Origin of the sequence: Streptomyces sp. NBC_00353 (assembly GCF_036108815.1) — a bacterium.
Lineage (GTDB): Bacteria > Actinomycetota > Actinomycetes > Streptomycetales > Streptomycetaceae > Streptomyces.
This window is the reverse complement of sequence record NZ_CP107985.1, coordinates 8,046,228-8,064,978: the sequence shown is the minus strand read 5'-3', so window position 1 is coordinate 8,064,978 and position 18,751 is coordinate 8,046,228. Positions and strand designations below refer to the sequence as shown.

18 protein-coding genes are annotated in these 18,751 nt (G+C 69.9%); 1 reads left to right on the top strand and 17 read right to left on the bottom strand.

What is annotated here, in order from left to right; all coding sequences use genetic code 11:
• Positions 1–93 precede the first annotated feature (93 nt).
• From metK to pyrR, 13 genes are all read right to left on the bottom strand, one after another.
• Positions 94–1,317 (bottom strand): methionine adenosyltransferase, encoded by a 1,224-nt coding sequence (metK, locus tag OHA88_RS36385; RefSeq protein ID WP_328628621.1) that lies wholly within the window; start codon positions 1,315–1,317, stop codon positions 94–96.
• A 241-nt stretch (positions 1,318–1,558) separates the two neighbouring features.
• Complete coding sequence (gene coaBC / locus OHA88_RS36380) at positions 1,559–2,761, bottom strand: bifunctional phosphopantothenoylcysteine decarboxylase/phosphopantothenate--cysteine ligase CoaBC (protein ID WP_326602505.1); 1,203 nt, start codon at positions 2,759–2,761, stop codon at positions 1,559–1,561.
• A 144-nt stretch (positions 2,762–2,905) separates the two neighbouring features.
• Entirely contained in the window at positions 2,906–3,178 is a 273-nt protein-coding gene (gene rpoZ, locus OHA88_RS36375) for a DNA-directed RNA polymerase subunit omega (protein WP_003970369.1), read from the bottom strand.
• Between the two features lie 83 nt (positions 3,179–3,261).
• Positions 3,262–3,879 (bottom strand): guanylate kinase, encoded by a 618-nt coding sequence (gene gmk / locus OHA88_RS36370; RefSeq protein WP_328628620.1) that lies wholly within the window; start codon positions 3,877–3,879, stop codon positions 3,262–3,264.
• A 38-nt stretch (positions 3,880–3,917) separates the two neighbouring features.
• Positions 3,918–4,241, bottom strand: a complete 324-nt coding sequence (locus tag OHA88_RS36365; RefSeq protein WP_267006222.1) for an integration host factor — start codon at positions 4,239–4,241, stop codon at positions 3,918–3,920.
• Between the two features lie 244 nt (positions 4,242–4,485).
• Positions 4,486–5,325, bottom strand: a complete 840-nt coding sequence (gene pyrF, locus OHA88_RS36360) for an orotidine-5'-phosphate decarboxylase (protein WP_328628619.1) — start codon at positions 5,323–5,325, stop codon at positions 4,486–4,488.
• Positions 5,322–6,431, bottom strand: a complete 1,110-nt coding sequence (locus OHA88_RS36355; RefSeq protein ID WP_328628618.1) for a quinone-dependent dihydroorotate dehydrogenase — start codon at positions 6,429–6,431, stop codon at positions 5,322–5,324. Before OHA88_RS36355 ends, pyrF begins: the two co-directional genes overlap by 4 nt.
• 65 nt (positions 6,432–6,496) lie before the next feature.
• Complete coding sequence (gene carB, locus OHA88_RS36350; protein ID WP_267006219.1) at positions 6,497–9,805, bottom strand: carbamoyl-phosphate synthase large subunit; 3,309 nt, start codon at positions 9,803–9,805, stop codon at positions 6,497–6,499.
• Entirely contained in the window at positions 9,798–10,940 is a 1,143-nt protein-coding gene (carA, locus tag OHA88_RS36345; RefSeq protein WP_328628617.1) for a glutamine-hydrolyzing carbamoyl-phosphate synthase small subunit, read from the bottom strand. Before carA ends, carB begins: the two co-directional genes overlap by 8 nt.
• The gene (locus OHA88_RS36340) at positions 10,937–11,518 is read right to left on the bottom strand and encodes a PH-like domain-containing protein (protein WP_328628616.1); all 582 of its coding nucleotides are present in this window, start codon (positions 11,516–11,518) and stop codon (positions 10,937–10,939) included. Before OHA88_RS36340 ends, carA begins: the two co-directional genes overlap by 4 nt.
• Positions 11,515–12,801: a dihydroorotase gene (locus OHA88_RS36335; protein ID WP_328628615.1), complete on the bottom strand. Its 1,287-nt coding sequence runs from the start codon at positions 12,799–12,801 to the stop codon at positions 11,515–11,517. Before OHA88_RS36335 ends, OHA88_RS36340 begins: the two co-directional genes overlap by 4 nt.
• 2 nt (positions 12,802–12,803) lie before the next feature.
• Complete coding sequence (locus OHA88_RS36330) at positions 12,804–13,829, bottom strand: aspartate carbamoyltransferase catalytic subunit (protein WP_328629874.1); 1,026 nt, start codon at positions 13,827–13,829, stop codon at positions 12,804–12,806.
• Positions 13,830–13,920: 91 nt separating this feature from the next.
• On the bottom strand, positions 13,921–14,505 hold the full coding sequence (gene pyrR, locus OHA88_RS36325; protein ID WP_267006215.1) for a bifunctional pyr operon transcriptional regulator/uracil phosphoribosyltransferase PyrR: 585 nt from the start codon (positions 14,503–14,505) through the stop codon (positions 13,921–13,923).
• Between the two features lie 197 nt (positions 14,506–14,702).
• Between pyrR and bldD the strand changes: the two genes are divergently transcribed.
• Complete coding sequence (bldD, locus tag OHA88_RS36320) at positions 14,703–15,203, top strand: transcriptional regulator BldD (protein ID WP_014157378.1); 501 nt, start codon at positions 14,703–14,705, stop codon at positions 15,201–15,203.
• Between the two features lie 425 nt (positions 15,204–15,628).
• Here bldD and nusB read toward each other — a convergent pair whose 3' ends face one another.
• The 4 genes from nusB to OHA88_RS36300 form a co-directional block, all read right to left on the bottom strand.
• Entirely contained in the window at positions 15,629–16,060 is a 432-nt protein-coding gene (gene nusB, locus OHA88_RS36315) for a transcription antitermination factor NusB (protein ID WP_267006214.1), read from the bottom strand.
• A 2-nt stretch (positions 16,061–16,062) separates the two neighbouring features.
• Complete coding sequence (efp, locus tag OHA88_RS36310; RefSeq protein WP_114243496.1) at positions 16,063–16,629, bottom strand: elongation factor P; 567 nt, start codon at positions 16,627–16,629, stop codon at positions 16,063–16,065.
• Between the two features lie 49 nt (positions 16,630–16,678).
• The gene (locus OHA88_RS36305) at positions 16,679–17,785 is read right to left on the bottom strand and encodes an aminopeptidase P family protein (RefSeq protein ID WP_328628614.1); all 1,107 of its coding nucleotides are present in this window, start codon (positions 17,783–17,785) and stop codon (positions 16,679–16,681) included.
• Between the two features lie 112 nt (positions 17,786–17,897).
• A complete protein-coding gene (locus tag OHA88_RS36300; protein ID WP_328628613.1) occupies positions 17,898–18,719 on the bottom strand; it encodes a Pro-rich N-terminal domain-containing protein in 822 nt (273 codons plus the stop codon).
• Positions 18,720–18,751 lie beyond the last annotated feature (32 nt).

Sequence of the window (18,751 nt, the reverse complement as noted above, 5' to 3'; positions counted from 1 at the left end):
ACCGTTCTCCCCGGCCGGCCGGGGCCGCACGCGCCGGGGCCCGGACACCGCGTGCGGCGTCCGGGCCCCGGCGTACGGGCGAGAGCGGCAGGCTTACAGCCCGGCCGCCTTGCGCAGTGCTTCCACGCGGTCGGTGCGCTCCCAGGTGAAGTCGGGAAGCTCGCGGCCGAAGTGGCCGTACGCCGCGGTCTGGGCGTAGATCGGACGCAGCAGGTCGAGGTCGCGGATGATCGCGGCCGGGCGGAGGTCGAAGACCTCACCGATGGCGTGCTCGATCTTCTCGGTCTCGATCGCGGCGGTGCCGAACGTCTCGACGAACAGGCCGACCGGCTCGGCCTTGCCGATCGCGTACGCCACCTGCACCTCGCAGCGCGCCGCGAGGCCCGCCGCGACGACGTTCTTGGCGACCCAGCGCATCGCGTACGCCGCAGAGCGGTCCACCTTCGACGGGTCCTTGCCCGAGAAGGCACCGCCGCCGTGACGGGCCATGCCGCCGTACGTGTCGATGATGATCTTGCGGCCGGTCAGACCGGCGTCGCCCATCGGGCCGCCGATCTCGAAGCGGCCGGTCGGGTTCACCAGCAGCCGGTAACCGTCGGTGTCCAGCTTGATGCCGTCCTCGATCAGCTGCGCGAGGACGTGCTCGACGACGAATTCGCGGATGTCGGGGGCGAGCAGCGAGTCGAGGTCGATGTCGCTGGCGTGCTGCGAGGAGACGACGACCGTGTCGAGACGGACGGCCTTGTCGCCGTCGTACTCGATGGTGACCTGCGTCTTGCCGTCGGGGCGCAGGTAGGGGATGGTCCCGTTCTTGCGGACCTCGGACAGCCGGCGCGAGAGGCGGTGCGCCACGTAGATCGGGAGCGGCATGAGCTCCGGGGTCTCGTCGCAGGCGTAGCCGAACATCAGGCCCTGGTCGCCCGCGCCCTGCTTGTCGAGCTCGTCCTCCTCGTCCCTCCGGGAGGCACCCTCGACCCGCTTCTCGTACGCCGTGTCGACGCCCTGCGCGATGTCCGGGGACTGTGAGCCGATGGACACCGAGACGCCACAGGAGGCGCCGTCGAAGCCCTTCTTGGAGGAGTCGTAACCGATCTCCAGGATCTTGTTGCGCACCAGCGTCGGGATGTCGGCGTAGGCCTTGGTCGTGACCTCACCCGCGACATGCACCAGACCGGTGGTGATCAAGGTCTCGACGGCGACGCGCGAAGTCGGGTCCTCACGCAGGAGGGCGTCGAGAATGGTGTCGCTGATCTGGTCAGCGATCTTGTCGGGGTGACCCTCGGTGACAGATTCCGAGGTGAAGAGACGGCGGGACACATCGCTCCCTGGGGTTGCAGCGGCTGCTGGCTGATCATTGGCGGACATCCGGGAGCTGCGCCCGACACGGTCCGGGACCCAGTTTATCGGTCGCTATCGCTTGTCGGACAACGTGTCTCGCCTTTTGGAAGTTCTGTGACGTGCGGCACTGCTTGCTGCGGTACGACAATCACTCCCCGAAGAAGCCCTGTATGCCCATTTTTAGGGGGTTTCGGGCTCTCGGGGTGGCGAAACGAGGAATTCACACGAAACGCGCCGACACGAGATCCCAGATCGTGTCGGCGAGCCCTTCCTTGGGACCGTACGGCACGGGCGTCTCACCGCCGTCGGCCGCGAGCACCACCGCTTCGTTCTCCTCGGAGCCGAAGGTCTTGCGTTCCCCCACCTCATTGACGACCAGGAGATCGCAGCCCTTGCGGCGGAGCTTCTCCCGGCCGTTGGCGAGGACGTTGTCGGTCTCGGCGGCGAAACCGACGACGATCTGGCCCGGTGCGGCCCGCTCGGCGGAGACCTCCGCGAGGATGTCGGGATTACGTACGAGCGTGATCGGGGCGGGCTCCTGGCCGTCCTTCTTCTTGATCTTCCCCTGGGCGTACTCGGCCGGGCGGAAGTCGGCGACCGCGGCCGCCATCACCACGACATCGGCGTCGGACGCGGCCTTCAGCACGGCTTCGCGCAGCTGTACCGCGGTGCCGACCCGCACGACATCGGCGCCGGACGGGTCGGGCATCCCGGTGTTGGCCTCGATGAGGGTGACGCGGGCGCCGCGGGCGACCGCGGTGCGGGCGAGCGCGTACCCCTGCTTGCCGGAGGAGCGGTTGCCGAGGTAGCGGACCGGGTCGAGCGGCTCCCGGGTACCGCCCGCGCTGATCACCACGTGGCGGCCCGCCAGATCGGGTTCGACGGGCCCGCGGGCCAGCACCCGGCGGCAGACCTCGAAGATCTCGCCGGGGTCGGGCAGCCGGCCCTTGCCGGTGTCGACGCCGGTGAGCCGGCCGACGGCGGGCTCGATGACGACGGCGCCGCGTCGGCGGAGCGTGGCGACGTTCTCCTGGGTGGCGGGGTGCTCCCACATCTCGGTATGCATGGCGGGCGCGAAGACCACAGGACAGCGGGCGGTGAGCAGCGTGTTGGTGAGGAGGTCGTCGGCGAGGCCGTGGGCGGCCTTGGCCAGCATGTCGGCGGTGGCGGGGGCGACCACGACGAGGTCGGCGCCCTGGCCGATGCGCACGTGCGGCACCTCGTGGACGTCGTTCCACACCTCGGTCGACACGGGGTGGCCGGAGAGCGCCGACCAGGTCGCGGCGCCCACGAAGTTCAGCGCCGACCCGGTCGGGACGACGCGTACGTCATGACCGGACTCGGTCAGCCGTCGCAGCAGCTCACACGCCTTGTAGGCGGCAATGCCCCCGCTGACCCCCAGAACGACCTTCGGCTTCTCCACTGCGTCTCCCCGCACTCGGGTACGTACTCGGACACGTACACCCCCATGCTGCCTCACGGCGTCCGAGCGGCTCCCACAGCCCCGGACACACCACAGGCCCGGCAGTGGTGACCGCCGGGCCTGTGGTGAAGGTGCAATTCCTGCTTACTGCGCGGGGCCCTCGATGGCCTCGGAGGTCAGCAGGCCCGCGTTGATCTCGCGGAGCGCGATCGACAGCGGCTTCTCGTGCACGTGGGTGTCGACGAGCGGACCGACGTACTCGAGGAGGCCCTCGCCGAGCTGCGAGTAGTACGCGTTGATCTGGCGCGCGCGCTTGGCGGCGTAGATCACAAGGCTGTACTTCGAGTCGGTGGCCTCGAGGAGCTCATCAATCGGCGGGTTGATGATGCCCTCGGGCGTGGTGATGGAAGAGGACACTCTCTGCCTTCCGAAGGGGGTAAAAATCAAAGAGATCTTTGACAGTGCGGGTTCCGCCGGGGTGGCGATCCGGGTCGGCTGCGTCAGTCGCTGCTCTCACGGCGGGCGGAAGTCTGCAACATCAAGGCTAGCAGCTCGCGTGCCACGTCCTCGACGGAGGTGTTGACCAGCGTCGTATCGAACTCGGATTCGGCAGCGAGTTCGACCTTCGCGGCGGCGAGCCGTCGCTCGATGACGTCCGGCGACTCGGTCCCGCGGCCGGTGAGCCGGCGCACCAGCTCGTCCCAGCCGGGCGGGGCGAGGAAGACCAGCCGCGCGTCGGGCATCGACTGACGTACCAGTCGCGCCCCCTGGAGATCGATCTCCAGGAGGACCGGTTCGCCCGCCTCCAGGCGTTCGAGCACGGCCCGGCGCGGTGTGCCGTAGCGGTTGCCGGCGAACTCGGCCCACTCGAGCAGCTCACCGTTGGCGATCAGCTTGTCGAACTCGTCGTTGTCCACGAAAAAGTAGTGGACGCCGTTGCGCTCGCCGGGGCGCGGCCGCCGGGTCGTCGCCGACACCGAGAGCCAGACCTCTGGGTGGACCTTGCGCATATGAGCGACGACCGTGCTCTTGCCGACCCCGGAGGGGCCGGAGAGCACGGTCAGCCGCGGACGTACGTCCGGGGGTACGGGGGACGTCCCCCGGGATGTTGCAGCCATGGAGCGATTATCCCCGTTCTCAGGGGTGCCTGAGAACGTCAGACGGGAGAGCCGCCGAACTCTCGCTCCAGGGAAGCAATCTGGTTGGAGCCGAGGCCCCGGACCCGGCGGCTCTCGGAGATCCCGAGCCGCTCCATGATCTGCTTGGCGCGGACCTTGCCCACGCCGGGCAGGGACTCGAGAAGGGCGGAGACCTTCATCTTGCCGATGACGTCGTTCTCCTGGCCCTGCTTGATGACCTCGTGGAGGGAAGCGCCGGAGTGCTTGAGTCGATTCTTGACCTCGGCCCGCTCCCGGCGAGCCGCGGCGGCCTTTTCGAGCGCGGCTGCGCGCTGTTCAGGGGTAAGGGGCGGAAGAGCCACGCCTACGTCACCTCGGATGTCGATCTGTCGGATACGGACCGGTGAGGAACTTAATCGCCCCACACCTGGTGAGCAACGAACAACCTGTGCACGTTGGCTCTCGACGGAGACTAGCGGCCAAGGCCGCCCGAGTCAGCGAGAACAGACGAAAAGTCCTGGTCAGCCTTGGCCGACCAGGACATTTCAGGCATAACTACCGAGATTTTTGGTCAGGATTCCGCCAACACGCTGTTACGTGGCATCGTCAGCTTGCCGGGACGGCCTCGCGGACCTCGTCCGTGAGCCGATCGGCGGCTTCGCGCAGCCCGGACGCGTCGGGTCCGTGGCGCAGCACGCCCCGGCTCACGCTCGGCAGCACATTGCCCACCGCGGCGCCGAAGACACCCGGGAGATCGGCGGGGGTGGCGCCCTGCGCACCGATGCCGGGGGCCAGCAGCGGTCCGTTGACCGCCAGGTTCACCCCCGCGTCGCCGAGTGTGGCGCCGATCACTGCACCGACCGAGCCGAGCGGCGTGGCGCCCTCGTTCTCGGCGGCCACGTGGTCGAGCATCAGCTGGGCCAGCGACCGGCCGTCGGCGGCGGTGGCGCGCTGCACCTCGGCGCCCTCCGGGTTGGAGGTGAGGCCGAGGACGAAGACGCCCGAACCGGAGAGGACGGCCGCGTCGAGCGCCGGTCGCAGCGAACCGAAGCCCAGGTACGGCGAGACGGTGAGCGCGTCGGAGAAGAGCGGCGAGCCCTCGTCCAGGTAGGTCGCCGCGTAGGCGCCCATGGTGGAGCCGATGTCGCCGCGCTTGGCGTCCATCAGGACGAGCGCCCCGGCCGCCCGCGACTCCTCGACGGCCTTCTCCAGGACGGCGATGCCGCGCGATCCGAACCGCTCGAAGAACGCGGACTGCGGCTTGAGGACGGCGACCCGGTCGGCCAGCGCCTCGACGACCGTACGGGTGAACCGCTCCAGGCCCGCGATGTCGTCGTTCAGGCCCCAGGCGGTGAGCAGCGAGGCGTGCGGGTCGATGCCGACGCAGAGCGGCCCGCGGGTGTCCATGGCGCGGCGCAGTCGCGCGCCGAAGGGTTCAGGGGTCACTTCATGACCTTCCGGGTCTCGGCGCCGACGGCCTCGGCGAGGGTGGCGTACGGGGAGGCGGCGAGGCGCACGGCGAGGCCCTTGTGGATCGCGCGGGCGTAGAACGGCCCCTCGTAGATGAAGGCGCTGTAGCCCTGGACGAGGGTGGCGCCGGCGAGGATGCGCTGCCAGGCGTCCTCGGCGGTCTCGATGCCGCCGACGCCCACGAGGGTGATCTCGTCGCCCACGCGAGCGTAGAGCCGCTGCAGGACCTCCAGGGAGCGCGCCTTGAGGGGCGCTCCGGAGAGTCCGCCGGTCTCCTCGACCAGCGACGGAGAGGACTTCAGCCCGAGGCCGTCGCGGGCGATGGTGGTGTTGGTGGCGATGATGCCGTCCAGGCCCAGCTCGACCGCGAGATCGGCGACCTCGTCGACGTCCTCGTCCGCGAGATCTGGGGCGATCTTGACGAGGAGCGGGACCCGGCGGTCGGTGACGATCCGGTCGGCCGCCTCGCGCACGGCGGTGAGCAGCGGGCGCAGGGCCTCGGTGGCCTGGAGGTTGCGCAGGCCGGGCGTGTTGGGCGAGGAGACGTTGACGACGAGGTAGTCGGCGTGACGGGCGAGCCGTTCGGTCGACTTCACGTAGTCGCCGACGGCTTCTGCCTCCGGCACGACCTTGGTCTTGCCGATGTTGACGCCGACCGTGGTCCGGAAGACCGGGCTGCGGGTGGCCAGGCGCTCGGCCACGGCCGCGGAGCCCTCGTTGTTGAATCCCATGCGGTTGATCAGCGCGCGGTCCGCCACGAGGCGGAAGAGCCGCTTCTTGGGGTTGCCGGGCTGCGGCTCGCCGGTGACCGTACCGATCTCGATGTGGTCGAAGCCGAGCATCGACATGCCGTCGATCGCGACGGCGTTCTTGTCGAAGCCCGCGGCGAGGCCGAACGGGCCGTGCATGCGCAGGCCGAGGGCCTCGGTGCGCAGCTCCTTGTAGCGGGGGGCGAGCGCCGCTGCGACGAACGTACGCAGCACGGGGATGCGGGCCGCGAGGCGGATCCACCGGAAGGCCAGGTGGTGGGCCTGCTCCGGGTCCATCCGCTTGAAGACCAGCTGGAAGAAGAACTTGTACATCGGGGTGTCCTCGGTGTCCTCACAGAGAGGGGGACACCGTTTCCGGTGTCCCCCTGCTGGGCCTGCTAGTCGCGCGCCGCGGTCAGATGTTCCGCGTGTTCCTGCAGGGAACGTACGCCGACGTCTCCGTGGTTGAGTGCGTCGATGCCCTGGACGGCGGCAGCGAGCGCCTGGACCGTCGTGAGGCACGGCACGGACCGGGCGACGGCCGCGGTACGGATCTCGTAGCCGTCGAGCCGGCCGCCCGTTCCGTACGGCGTGTTGACGATCAGGTCGACCTCGCCGTCGTGGATGAGCTGGACGATGGTCCTCTCGCCCTGCGGTCCGACGCCCTCGGACTGCTTGCGCACGACCGTGGCGTGGATGCCGTTGCGCTTGAGCACCTCGGCGGTGCCGGAGGTGGCCAGCAGCTCGAAGCCGTGGGCGACCAGCTCGCGCGCCGGGAAGATCATCGAGCGCTTGTCGCGGTTGGCGACGGAGATGAACGCGCGGCCCTTGGTGGGCAGCGGGCCGTACGCGCCGGCCTGCGACTTGGCGTACGCCGTGCCGAAGACCGAGTCGATGCCCATGACCTCACCGGTGGAGCGCATCTCCGGGCCGAGGACGGTGTCGACGCCGCGGCCGTGGATGTCGCGGAACCGCGACCACGGCATGACCGCCTCCTTGACGGAGATCGGCGCGTCGAGCGGCAGGGTACCGCCGTCGCCGTTCTTCGGCAGCAGCCCCTCCTCGCGCAGCTCGGCGATGGTCGCGCCCAGCGAGATGCGGGCGGCGGCCTTGGCGAGCGGGACCGCGGTCGCCTTCGAGGTGAAGGGGACGGTGCGCGAGGCGCGCGGGTTGGCCTCCAGGACGTACAGGATGTCGCCGGAGAGCGCGAACTGGATGTTGATCAGTCCGCGGACCCCGACGCCCTTGGCGATGCCCTCGGTGGAGGCCCGAAGCCGCTTGATGTCGTAGCCGCCGAGGGTGATCGGGGGCAGCGCGCAGGCGGAGTCGCCGGAGTGGATGCCGGCCTCCTCGATGTGCTCCATGACGCCGCCGAGGTAGAGCTCGGTGCCGTCGTAGAGCGCGTCGACGTCGATCTCGATGGCGTCGTCGAGGAAGCGGTCCACCAGGACCGGCCGGGTGGGGCTGATCTCGGTGGACTCGGCGATGTACGAGGACAGCCGCGTCTCGTCGTACACGATCTCCATGCCGCGGCCGCCGAGCACGTACGACGGACGTACGAGGACCGGGTAGCCGATCTCGTCGGCGATGGCCTTGGCCTCGGAGAAGGTGGTGGCGGTGCCGTGCTTGGGGGCCGGGAGTCCGGCCTCGGCCAGGACGCGGCCGAAGGCGCCGCGGTCCTCGGCGGCGTGGATCGCCTCCGGCGAGGTGCCGACGACCGGCACACCGTTGTCCTTGAGCGCCTGCGACAGGCCCAGCGGGGTCTGGCCGCCGAGCTGGACGATGACACCGGCGATCGGGCCCGCGAGGGACTCGGCGTGCACGATCTCCAGCACGTCCTCGAGGGTCAGCGGCTCGAAGTACAGGCGGTCGGAGGTGTCGTAGTCGGTGGAGACCGTCTCCGGGTTGCAGTTGACCATCACGGTCTCGTAGCCGGCGTCGCTCAGCGCGAAGGAGGCGTGGACGCAGGAGTAGTCGAACTCGATGCCCTGGCCGATGCGGTTGGGGCCCGAGCCGAGGATGATCACCGCGGGCTTGGTGCGGGTCGCGACCTCGCTCTCCTCGTCGTACGAGGAGTAGAAGTACGGCGTCTTCGCGGCGAACTCGGCGGCGCAGGTGTCGACCGTCTTGTAGACCGGGCGGATGCCGAGCGCGTGCCGCACCTCGCGGACGACGTCCTCGCGCAGATCGCGGATCTCGGCGATCTGGGCGTCGGAGAAGCCGTGCCGCTTGGCCTCGGCGAGCAGCTCGGGGTCGAGCTTGTCGGCGGCGGCCAGCTCGTCGGCGATCTCCTTGATCAGGAACAGCTGGTCGACGAACCAGGGGTCGATCTTCGTGGCGTCGAAGACCTCTTCCTGGGTGGCGCCGGCCCGGATCGCCTGCATGACGGTGTTGATACGGCCGTCGGTCGGCCGGACCGCCTCGGCGAGCAGCTCGGCCTTGTCGCCGGTCTCGCCGATGAAGGTGAACTGCGAGCCCTTCTTCTCCAGGGAGCGCAGTGCCTTCTGCAGCGCCTCGGTGAAGTTGCGGCCGATCGCCATGGCCTCGCCCACCGACTTCATGGTGGTGGTGAGGGTGGAGTCGGCGGACGGGAACTTCTCGAAGGCGAACCGCGGGGCCTTGACCACGACGTAGTCGAGCGTCGGCTCGAAGGAGGCCGGGGTCTTCTCGGTGATGTCGTTGGGGATCTCGTCGAGCGTGTAACCGACGGCCAGCTTGGCGGCGATCTTGGCGATCGGGAAGCCGGTGGCCTTCGACGCCAGCGCCGAGGAGCGGGAGACGCGCGGGTTCATCTCGATCACGATGACGCGGCCGTCGGCCGGGTCGATGGCGAACTGGATGTTGCAGCCGCCGGTGTCGACGCCGACCTCGCGGATGATCGCGATGCCGATGTCGCGCAGCCGCTGGTACTCGCGGTCCGTGAGCGTCATGGCCGGGGCCACGGTGATCGAGTCACCCGTGTGGACGCCCATCGGGTCGAAGTTCTCGATGGAGCAGACGACCACGACGTTGTCGTGCTTGTCGCGCATCAGCTCCAGCTCGTACTCCTTCCAGCCGAGGATGGACTCCTCCAGGAGCACCTCGGTGGTCGGGGAGAGCGTGAGGCCCTGACCGGCGATCCGGCGCAGCTCCTCCTCGTCGTGCGCGAAGCCGGAGCCGGCGCCGCCCATGGTGAAGGAGGGGCGGACGACGACGGGGTAGCCGCCGAGCGTCTCGACGCCCCCCAGGACGTCGTCCATCGAGTGGCAGATGACGGAGCGGGCGGACTCGCCGTGGCCGATCTTGGCGTTGACGGCTTCGACGACGCCCTTGAAGAGGTCGCGGTCCTCGCCCTTGTTGATGGCCTCGACATTGGCGCCGATGAGCTCGACACCGTACTTCTCCAGGACACCCTTCTCGTGCATGGAGATCGCGGTGTTGAGCGCGGTCTGACCGCCCAGCGTCGGGAGCAGCGCGTCGGGGCGCTCCTTGGCGATGATCTTCTCGACGAACTCGGGGGTGATCGGCTCGACGTACGTGGCGTCGGCGATCTCCGGGTCGGTCATGATCGTCGCCGGGTTGGAGTTCACCAGGATGACGCGCAGGCCCTCGGCCTTGAGGACGCGGCAGGCCTGGGTGCCGGAGTAGTCGAACTCGGCGGCCTGTCCGATGACGATCGGGCCGGAGCCGATGACCAGGACGGACTGGATATCGGAGCGCTTAGGCACGCTGGCCCTCCATCAGGGATACGAAACGGTCGAAGAGGTACGCGGCGTCGTGCGGGCCGGCGGCTGCCTCGGGGTGGTACTGGACGCTGAAGGCCGGCTGGTCGAGGAGCTGCAGTCCCTCGACGACCTGGTCGTTCAGGCAGACGTGGGAGACCTCGGCGCGGCCGAACTTCGTGTCGGACACCTTGTCCAGCGGGGCGTCGACGGCGAAGCCGTGGTTGTGCGCGGTGACCTCGACCTTGCCGGTCGTGCGGTCCTGCACCGGCTGGTTGATGCCGCGGTGGCCGTACTTCAGCTTGTAGGTGCCGAAGCCGAGGGCACGACCCAGGATCTGGTTGCCGAAGCAGATGCCGAAGAGCGGCGTCTTCCGCTCCAGGACGCCCTGCATGACGGAGACCGGGTGGTCGGCGGTGGCCGGGTCGCCGGGGCCGTTGGAGAAGAAGACTCCGTCGGGCTCGACCGCGTACACCTCGTCGAGGGTGGCGGTGGCGGGCAGGACGTGCACCTCGATGCCGCGCTCGGCCATCCGGTGCGGGGTCATGCCCTTGATGCCGAGGTCGATCGCGGCCACGGTGAACTTCTTCGTGCCGATCGCGGGGACGACGTACGTCTCCTTGGTCGCGACCTCGGCGGAGAGGTCGGCGCCCACCATCTCGGGGGCTTCCTTGACGCGGGCCAGCAGCGTGGCCTCGTCGGCGACGGCGTCACCGGAGAAGATGCCGACGCGCATGGCGCCGCGCTCGCGGAGGTGGCGGGTGAGGGCACGGGTGTCGATGCCGCTGATGCCGACGACGCCCTGGCGCTCCAGCTCCTCGTCGAGCGAGCGCTGCGAGCGCCAGTTGGAGGGCAGCCGCGCGGGGTCGCGCACCACGTATCCGGCGACCCAGATCCGCTGCGACTCGGGGTCCTCGTCGTTCACACCGGTGTTGCCGACGTGCGGGGCGGTCATCACGACGACCTGGCGGTGGTACGACGGGTCGGTCAGCGTCTCCTGGTAGCCCGTCATGCCGGTGGAGAACACCGCCTCGCCGAAGGTCTCCCCCACGGCCCCATAGGCGCGGCCGCGGAAGGCGCGGCCGTCCTCCAGGACGAGTACGGCGGGAACCCTGGAGGCTCCCCGGGTGGAGGTCGTCATCGCGCGATGCCTTCCGTAGTGCTGTCGGTGAGGTGGTGGATGGCGTCGACCCAGGCCGGGTGTTCGGCCGAGCGGTCGGAGCGGAAGCCGGAGTCGATCAGCTTGTCGCCGAGCGCCCAGGTGATGATCAGCAGGCCGCCCTCGGGGAGGACCTTGCCCGCGATGCCCTTGTCGAGCCGGGCGTCACGCAGCTGCGCTGCCGGGACGAAGAAGTCGGCCGCCCCGGGGCGTACGACGTCGAGACCCTGTTCGGTCAGCGTGAGCTCGACGCGGCTGCGGGTGCCGAGGCCGTGGGCGACGATCCGGTCGAGCCACTGCCCGGCGGTCGTCGAGGCGTGGTAGCGGCCGGTCATCGTCAGCAGGGGTGGCTGTGTCGCGTACCCGTCCGGCGTGGCGGGCAGCTCCGGCAGGTCGGACTGCAGGCTTCCCCGCCACTTCCATCCCTGGCGCATCAGCCAGTAGACGAAGGCGATGAAGACGACGAGTCCGATCACCCAGCTGATGCGGGCGGACAGGTCGGTCACGTCCGCCGACTTCTGCTCGGCGGCCAGCTGGTACAGGGGGGTGAGTGATGTCACGCGAGCTTCCCGTCGACGACCGTGGCACGGCCCCGCAGGAACGTGTGGGTGACGCGACCCGGCAGCTCGCGCCCCTCGTACGGGGTGTTGCGGCTGCGGGAGGCGAAGCCCGCGGGGTCCACGACTCCACGGTATGTCGGATCGACCAGCGTGAGGTTGGCAGGCTCACCGGCCGAGACGGGACGGCCGTGTCCTTCCAGGCGGCCGATGGCCGCGGGGCGGACGGACATCCGGTCCGCGACACCCGCCCAGTCGAGCAGACCGGTCTCGACCATCGTCTGCTGGACGACCGAGAGCGCCGTCTCCAGGCCCACCATGCCCATGGCGGCCGCGGCCCACTCGCAGTCCTTGTCCTCGTGCGGGTGCGGGGCGTGGTCGGTGGCGACGCAGTCGATCGTGCCGTCGGCGAGCGCCTCGCGCAGGGCCATCACATCGGCCTCGGTACGCAGCGGCGGGTTCACCTTGTAGACGGGGTTGTACGACCGTACGAGTTCGTCGGTGAGGAGCAGGTGGTGCGGGGTGACCTCGGCGGTGACGTTCCAGCCCTTGGACTTGGCCCAGCGGACGATCTCGACGGAGCCGGCGGTCGACAGGTGGCAGATGTGCACCCGGGAGTCGACGTGGGCGGCGAGGAGGACATCGCGGGCGATGATCGACTCCTCGGCGACGGCAGGCCAGCCACCGAGGCCGAGCTCGGCCGAGACGATGCCCTCGTTCATCTGGGCGCCCTCGGTGAGGCGGGGCTCCTGGGCGTGCTGGGCGACGACACCGTCGAACGCCTTCACGTACTCCAGCGCGCGCCGCATGATCACGGCGTCGTCGACGCACTTGCCGTCGTCGGAGAAGACTTTCACTCCGGCGGCCGAATCGTGCATGGCGCCGAGTTCGGCGAGGTGCTTGCCCTCCAGGCCGACGGTGACGGCGCCGATCGGCTGCACGTCGCAGTAGCCGGACTCCTTGCCGAGCCGCCAGACCTGCTCGACGACGCCGGCGGTGTCGGCGACCGGGAAGGTGTTGGCCATGGCGTGCACGGCGGTGAAGCCGCCGACTGCCGCGGCCTTGGTGCCGGTGAGGACGGTCTCGGAGTCCTCACGGCCGGGCTCGCGCAGGTGGGTGTGGAGGTCGACCAGCCCGGGGAGCAGAATCTGCCCCTCGGCCTCGACCACCACGGCGTCACCGGCATCGATACCGGTACCGACCTGTGCAATGGTCTCGCCGTCGATCAGGACGTCCTGCGGCTCGCCACCGAGGACCTTCGCGCCGCGAATAAGGATCTTGCTCATGGTTACTTGTTCTCCTCGGAATCGGCAGGGCGCGCAGCGCTTCGATCAAGGGTGGCGGCGGGCGACGGGTGGAAGGGTGCGGCGGGCTCGGAGCCGCCCAGCAGCAGGTACAGGACCGCCATGCGGATCGAGACGCCGTTGGCGACCTGCTCGACGACCGTGCACCGGTCGGAGTCGGCGACCTCGGCGGTGATCTCCATGCCGCGGACCATCGGGCCGGGGTGCATGACGATGGCGTGCCCGGGCATCTTCGCCATGCGCTCGCCGTCCAGGCCGTAGCGGCGTGAGTACTCGCGCTCGGTCGGGAAGTACGCGGCGTTCATCCGTTCACGCTGCACCCGCAGCATCATCACCGCGTCGGACTTCGGCAGCACGTCGTCGAGGCTGTAGCTGACGTCGCACGGCCACTGCTCGACACCGACCGGGACGAGGGTCGGCGGGGCCACCAGCGTGACGTGGGCGCCGAGGGTGTGCAGCAGGTGCACGTTGGAGCGGGCGACCCGGCTGTGCAGGATGTCGCCGACGATCGTGATCCGTCGTCCTTCCAGGTCCCGGCCGAGTCCGGCATCGGCCCCGACCAGCCTGCGGCGCATGGTGAAGGCGTCCAGGAGTGCCTGGGTGGGGTGCTCGTGCGTGCCGTCGCCGGCGTTGACGACGGCACCGTCGATCCAGCCGGAGGTGGCGAGACGGTACGGGGCGCCGGAGGCACCGTGCCGGATGACGACGGCGTCCGCGCCCATCGCCTCCAGGGTCAGCGCGGTGTCCTTGAGCGACTCGCCCTTGGAGACGGACGAGCCCTTCGCGGAGAAGTTGATGACATCGGCGGAGAGGCGCTTGGCGGCGGCCTCGAAGGAGATGCGGGTACGCGTCGAGTCCTCGAAGAAGAGGTTGACGACAGTGCGGCCGCGCAGGGTCGGGAGCTTCTTGATCGGCCGGTCGGCGACGCGGGCCATCTCCTCGGCGGTGTCGAGGATCAGGACGGCGTCGTCGCGGGTGAGGTCGGCGGCCGAGATGAGGTGACGCTTCATCTGGGTGTTCTCCGGGTGGCTGGAGGGTTCAGGCATGCGGGCGTGCGGAAGCAGTCGTACGACCGGATGTCGGCCGTACGGGTGAGTGCAGCTACTGCGCGCCCGCCGGGGCGGTCTGCTGGACACCGAGCAGCACGGCGTCGCGGCCGTCCTCCTCGGCGAGCTGGACCTTGACCGTCTCCCGCAGCGACGTGGGGAGGTTCTTGCCGACGTAATCGGCGCGGATCGGGAGCTCGCGGTGGCCGCGGTCGACAAGGACCGCGAGTTGCACCGCGCGGGGGCGGCCGATGTCGCCGAGCGCGTCGAGCGCGGCGCGGATCGTACGGCCGGAGAAGAGCACATCGTCGACCAGGACGACCAGTCGGCCCTCGATACCCTCGCCGGGGATCTCGGTGCGGGCCAGGGCGCGCGCCGGGCGCAGCCGCAGGTCGTCGCGGTACATGGTGATGTCGAGGGAGCCGACCGGCACTTTCCGGCCGGTGATCTCTTCGAGCTTGTCGGCCAGCCGACGGGCGAGGAAGACGCCTCGTGTCGGGATGCCGAGGAGCACCACATCGTCGGCGCCCTTGGCGCGTTCGACGATTTCGTGGGCGATTCGAGTCAGAACTCGGGCGATGTCGGGAGCCTCGAGAACGGGGCGTGCCGCATTGCCGGTGGCTTCGTGCTGTGCGTCCATAAGAAACGGACCTCCTTCTCCGCCTCACTGGACGGACCTTAAAGGACGTCGAAATTTGCTTCATCAACGTTACCAGGCCTTGCACGGAGCCTTGGTCACAACCCCGGGAGGTGCCGGTGCGGACCATTCGGCTTGACGCATCCAAGTAACGCTGCGTAACCTCACAGTGAGTTACCAGACTTCGTCCGGGGAGCCTTATGTCCAGCGAATACGCAAAACAGCTCGGGGCCAAGCTCCGCGCCATCCGCACCCAGCAGGGCCTCTCCCTCCATGGCGTGGAGGAGAAGTCCCAGGGCCGCTGGAAGGCCGTCGTGGTCGGTTCGTACGAGCGCGGCGACCGTGCCGTGACCGTACAGCGTCTCGCCGAGCTGGCGGACTTCTACGGGGTCCCGGTGCAGGAGCTTCTGCCCGGCACGACGCCCGGCGGGGCCGCCGAGCCGCCGCCCAAGCTTGTCCTGGACCTGGAGCGCCTCGCCCACGTCCCGCCGGAGAAGGCCGGACCGCTGCAGCGCTATGCGGCGACGATCCAGAGCCAGCGCGGTGACTACAACGGCAAGGTGCTCTCGATCCGCCAGGACGACCTGCGCACGCTGGCCGTGATCTACGACCAGTCGCCGTCCGTGCTCACCGAGCAGCTGATCAGCTGGGGCGTCCTGGACGCGGACGCGCGTCGCGCGGTCGCCCACGACGAGGGCTGACGTACGGGTCTGAAGCCGCGAAGAAACGTAACGCCGGGTTGACCGGGTCCCCATTCGGGCCCCGGCATCCCGGCGTTTTTTGCTGCCCGGGTCCGGGGTGAGGGTTTCGTCCTCGATCGCCGGACGGGCTCGCGTGCGTAGCCGGCACGTCCGCCGCCCCCTGCGGGGACTCCACTCCCCTGAACGGCCCCACCCCTGCCTCACTTGTGCCTCACCCCCGGACGATCGAATCGCGGCAGACGCGCGGCGGCCGGTCCGTCCCCGGAGGTACCCCGTACCGGGACCAGCGCACCTATCGAGCCCGTCCGGCGATCGAGGACAAGGACGCCCCGGACCGCTGCACCGCGCTCCGCCCAGGAAGCGCACGCCGAAGGGCCCACGGTCGCACGACCGTGGGCCCTTCGTGGGCTGAACGCCGCCGGAGGCTACGACTCCCGGCGAAGGTTCGGCTTGAGGTCCTTGAAGCGGGCCAGCAGCCCGTTCACGAAGGACGGGGAGTCATCGGTGGAGAACTCCTTGGCGAGCTGGACCGCCTCATCGATCACCACCGCGTCCGGCGTCCCGTCCACCCAGATCAGCTCGTACGCACCGAGCCGCAGGATGTTCCGGTCGACGACCGGCATGCGGTCGATCTCCCAGTCCACGGCGTAGGTGATGATGAGGTCGTCGATACGGTCGGCGTACTGCGCGTACCCCTCGACGAGCTCCATCGTGTACTCGGTGACCGGCGGCTGACGGGTATCGGACCGCGAGTGCCGCACCCAGTCCGCGAGGACCGTCTGCACGGACTCACCGCGCTGGTCGGCCTCGAAGAGGATCTGGAAGGCTCGCTTGCGGGCCGTGTTCCGAGCAGCCACGGTTAGCTGTTCACCCGGCCGAGGTAGTCGCCCGTGCGGGTGTCGACCTTGATCTTCTCACCCGTGGTGATGAAGAGCGGGACGCCGATCTCGTAACCGGTCTCCAGCGTGGCGGGCTTGGTGCCGCCGGTGGAGCGGTCGCCCTGGACACCCGGGTCGGTGTGCTGGATGGTCAGCTCGACGGCGGCCGGCAGCTCGACGTAGAGCACCTCGCCCTCGTGCTGGGCGACGGAGGCGGTGAAGCCCTCGATCAGGAAGTTGGCGGCGTTGCCGACAGCCTTGCGGTCGACCATGAGCTGGTCGTACGTGTCCATGTCCATGAAGACGAAGTACTCGCCGTCCATGTACGAGAACTGCATGTCGCGGCGGTCAATGGTGGCCGTCTCGACCTTCACGCCGGCGTTGAACGTCTTGTCGACGACCTTGCCGGACAGCACGTTCTTGAGCTTGGTGCGCACGAAAGCCGGGCCCTTGCCGGGCTTGACGTGCTGGAACTCGACGACGGACCAGAGCTGGCCTCCGTCGAGCTTGAGCACCAGGCCGTTCTTGAGGTCGTTCGTGGAAGCCACGGTTGCGGAATCTCCTGGACTGAAGCTGGTGGACAACCAAGGATGCGCGCTAGAGCGCGAGCAGCTCCTTGGTCGTAATGGTGAGTAGCTCGGGTCCGCCGTCCGCCTCGGGGCGCACGACGAGCGTGTCATCGATCCGGACCCCGCCCCGGCCAGGGAGGTGAACCCCCGGTTCGACGGTGACCGGCACACAAGCGTCCAGTTTACCCATGGCTGCCGGTGCCAGCTGCGGGTCCTCGTCGATTTCGAGCCCCACCCCGTGCCCGGTCGAGGGTGCGAGGCCGTCGCCGTGGCCCGCGGAGTCCAGGAGATGACGGGCCGCGCGGTCCACATCGCGGTACGCGGCGCCGGGCACCAAGGCCTCGCGTCCGGCCCGCTGAGCGGCGAAAACCAGGTCGTAGAGGTCGATCTGCCAGGCGGCCGGCGCCGTCCCGATAACAAATGTACGTCCGATCTCGCACCGGTAGCCGCGATAGTTGGCGCCGAGGCAGACGGAGAGGAAATCTCCCTCCTCGACCCGCCGGTCGGAGGGCCGGTGACGGCCCTGGCCCGAGTTGGGTCCGGTGGCGACGGAGGTCGAGAAGGCGGGCCCGTCGGCGCCGTGGTCCACCAGCCGCCGTTCCAGTTCCAGTGCGAGATGCCGTTCGGTGCGGCCGACGAGGATCGATTCGAGGAGTTCACCGAGCGCCTGGTCGGTGATCTCGGCGGCGATCCGCAGGCAGGCGATCTCCTCCTCGTCCTTGACGACGCGCAGCTGCTCCACCGTGGCGCCGAGGTCGGCCAGCCGGAGCCGCGGGGCGACCGCGTGCATGGCCCGGTGGCGGGCGACCGTCAGATCGTGTTCCTCCACGGCGAGCGATTCCGCGCCGGCGGAGGTGGCCAGGTCGGCGGCTGCGACCACCGGATCGCCGTCGGTGGCGGGCAGCAGGGCCAGCCGCAGCTCGTCGTCGGTGCGCCCCTGGACGGGATCGCCGGTCGGCGCTCGGGGGCAGACCAGGACGTCCTCGTCGGGGCCGAGCAGCAGCACGGCACCCGGGGGCGCCCCGCCCGCGAGGTAGCGGACGTTGGCGGGGCGGGAGACCAGAGCGGCCGCGGATCCGACGGCGGCGCACCGGTCCCGCAGCAGCGCGCGGCGGACGGTGTACACCTCTGACATGCCACGAGCCTACGAGCGGGAGCGCCGGGCTGCCCGGTCAGCGCATCCGACCGGGGACCGCAGCAGGTCGGGGCCCGCGCTCAGGTGTGCGGAACCGGGACCCGCCGGGCCGTCACCATGCGGGCGGGCTGGCTATGGAGCGGGCCAGTATGTCGTCGAGGACGCGGGCCGTGGTCTCCACGTCGTAGGTCGAGTTGTCGATGATCGGCAGCCCCGAGCCGTACCAGCCCGCCATCCTGCCGTGGATCCGGGCGACCTCCTCGTCCGACAGTCGGCGGTTGCCGCTGCGGGCGGCGTTGCGCTCCAGCACGATCTCCAGGCCGGGGAGGAGCACCACGGGCAGCAGCCCCGGGCCCACATGGCGCTTCCAGCCGCCGAGGCCCACGACCGGGCGGTCGGGGAAGACCGCGTCGTCGAGGATGCAGGAGATGCCGTTGGCCAGGAAATTGCGGGCGGCGAAGCCGCAGGTGCGGCGGGCCAGCCGGTACTGGGCCTCCGAGTGGTCGTTCCACCCGGCCTGCGGGTCCGCGAAGCCGGAGCAGACCCATTCGCGGACGTCGTCGAGGCTGACGTGCGCCGTGGGGACCCGGCGGCGGCTGGCCCACAGCTTGGCCACAGTGGTCTTGCCCGCGCCCGCCGGACCGATCAGGAGGACGGCGAGCGTCGCCGTGCCCGTGCCGGGCTCGGCGGGTGGTGCGGGCAGCGGGACAGGGCCGCCGGGCGGCAGCTGGATGTGCCCGGTGGTCTCCCGGGAGACGGGCGCGGGCGCGTGGTGCGGGGCGGGGCCGGTCCAGCCCTGGCCCCGGGGGGCGGGCGGTGGCGGTGGCCCCGGCGGACCGGGGTGTCCGGGGTGCTGGGCCTGGTGCGTCCAGCCGGCAGGTCCGTTTCCGGGTCCTTGGGGCGGCGGCAGCGGGGCCCCCACTGCGTGCTGCATCCGGTGCCACTCCGTCTCGTACAGGCAACTGG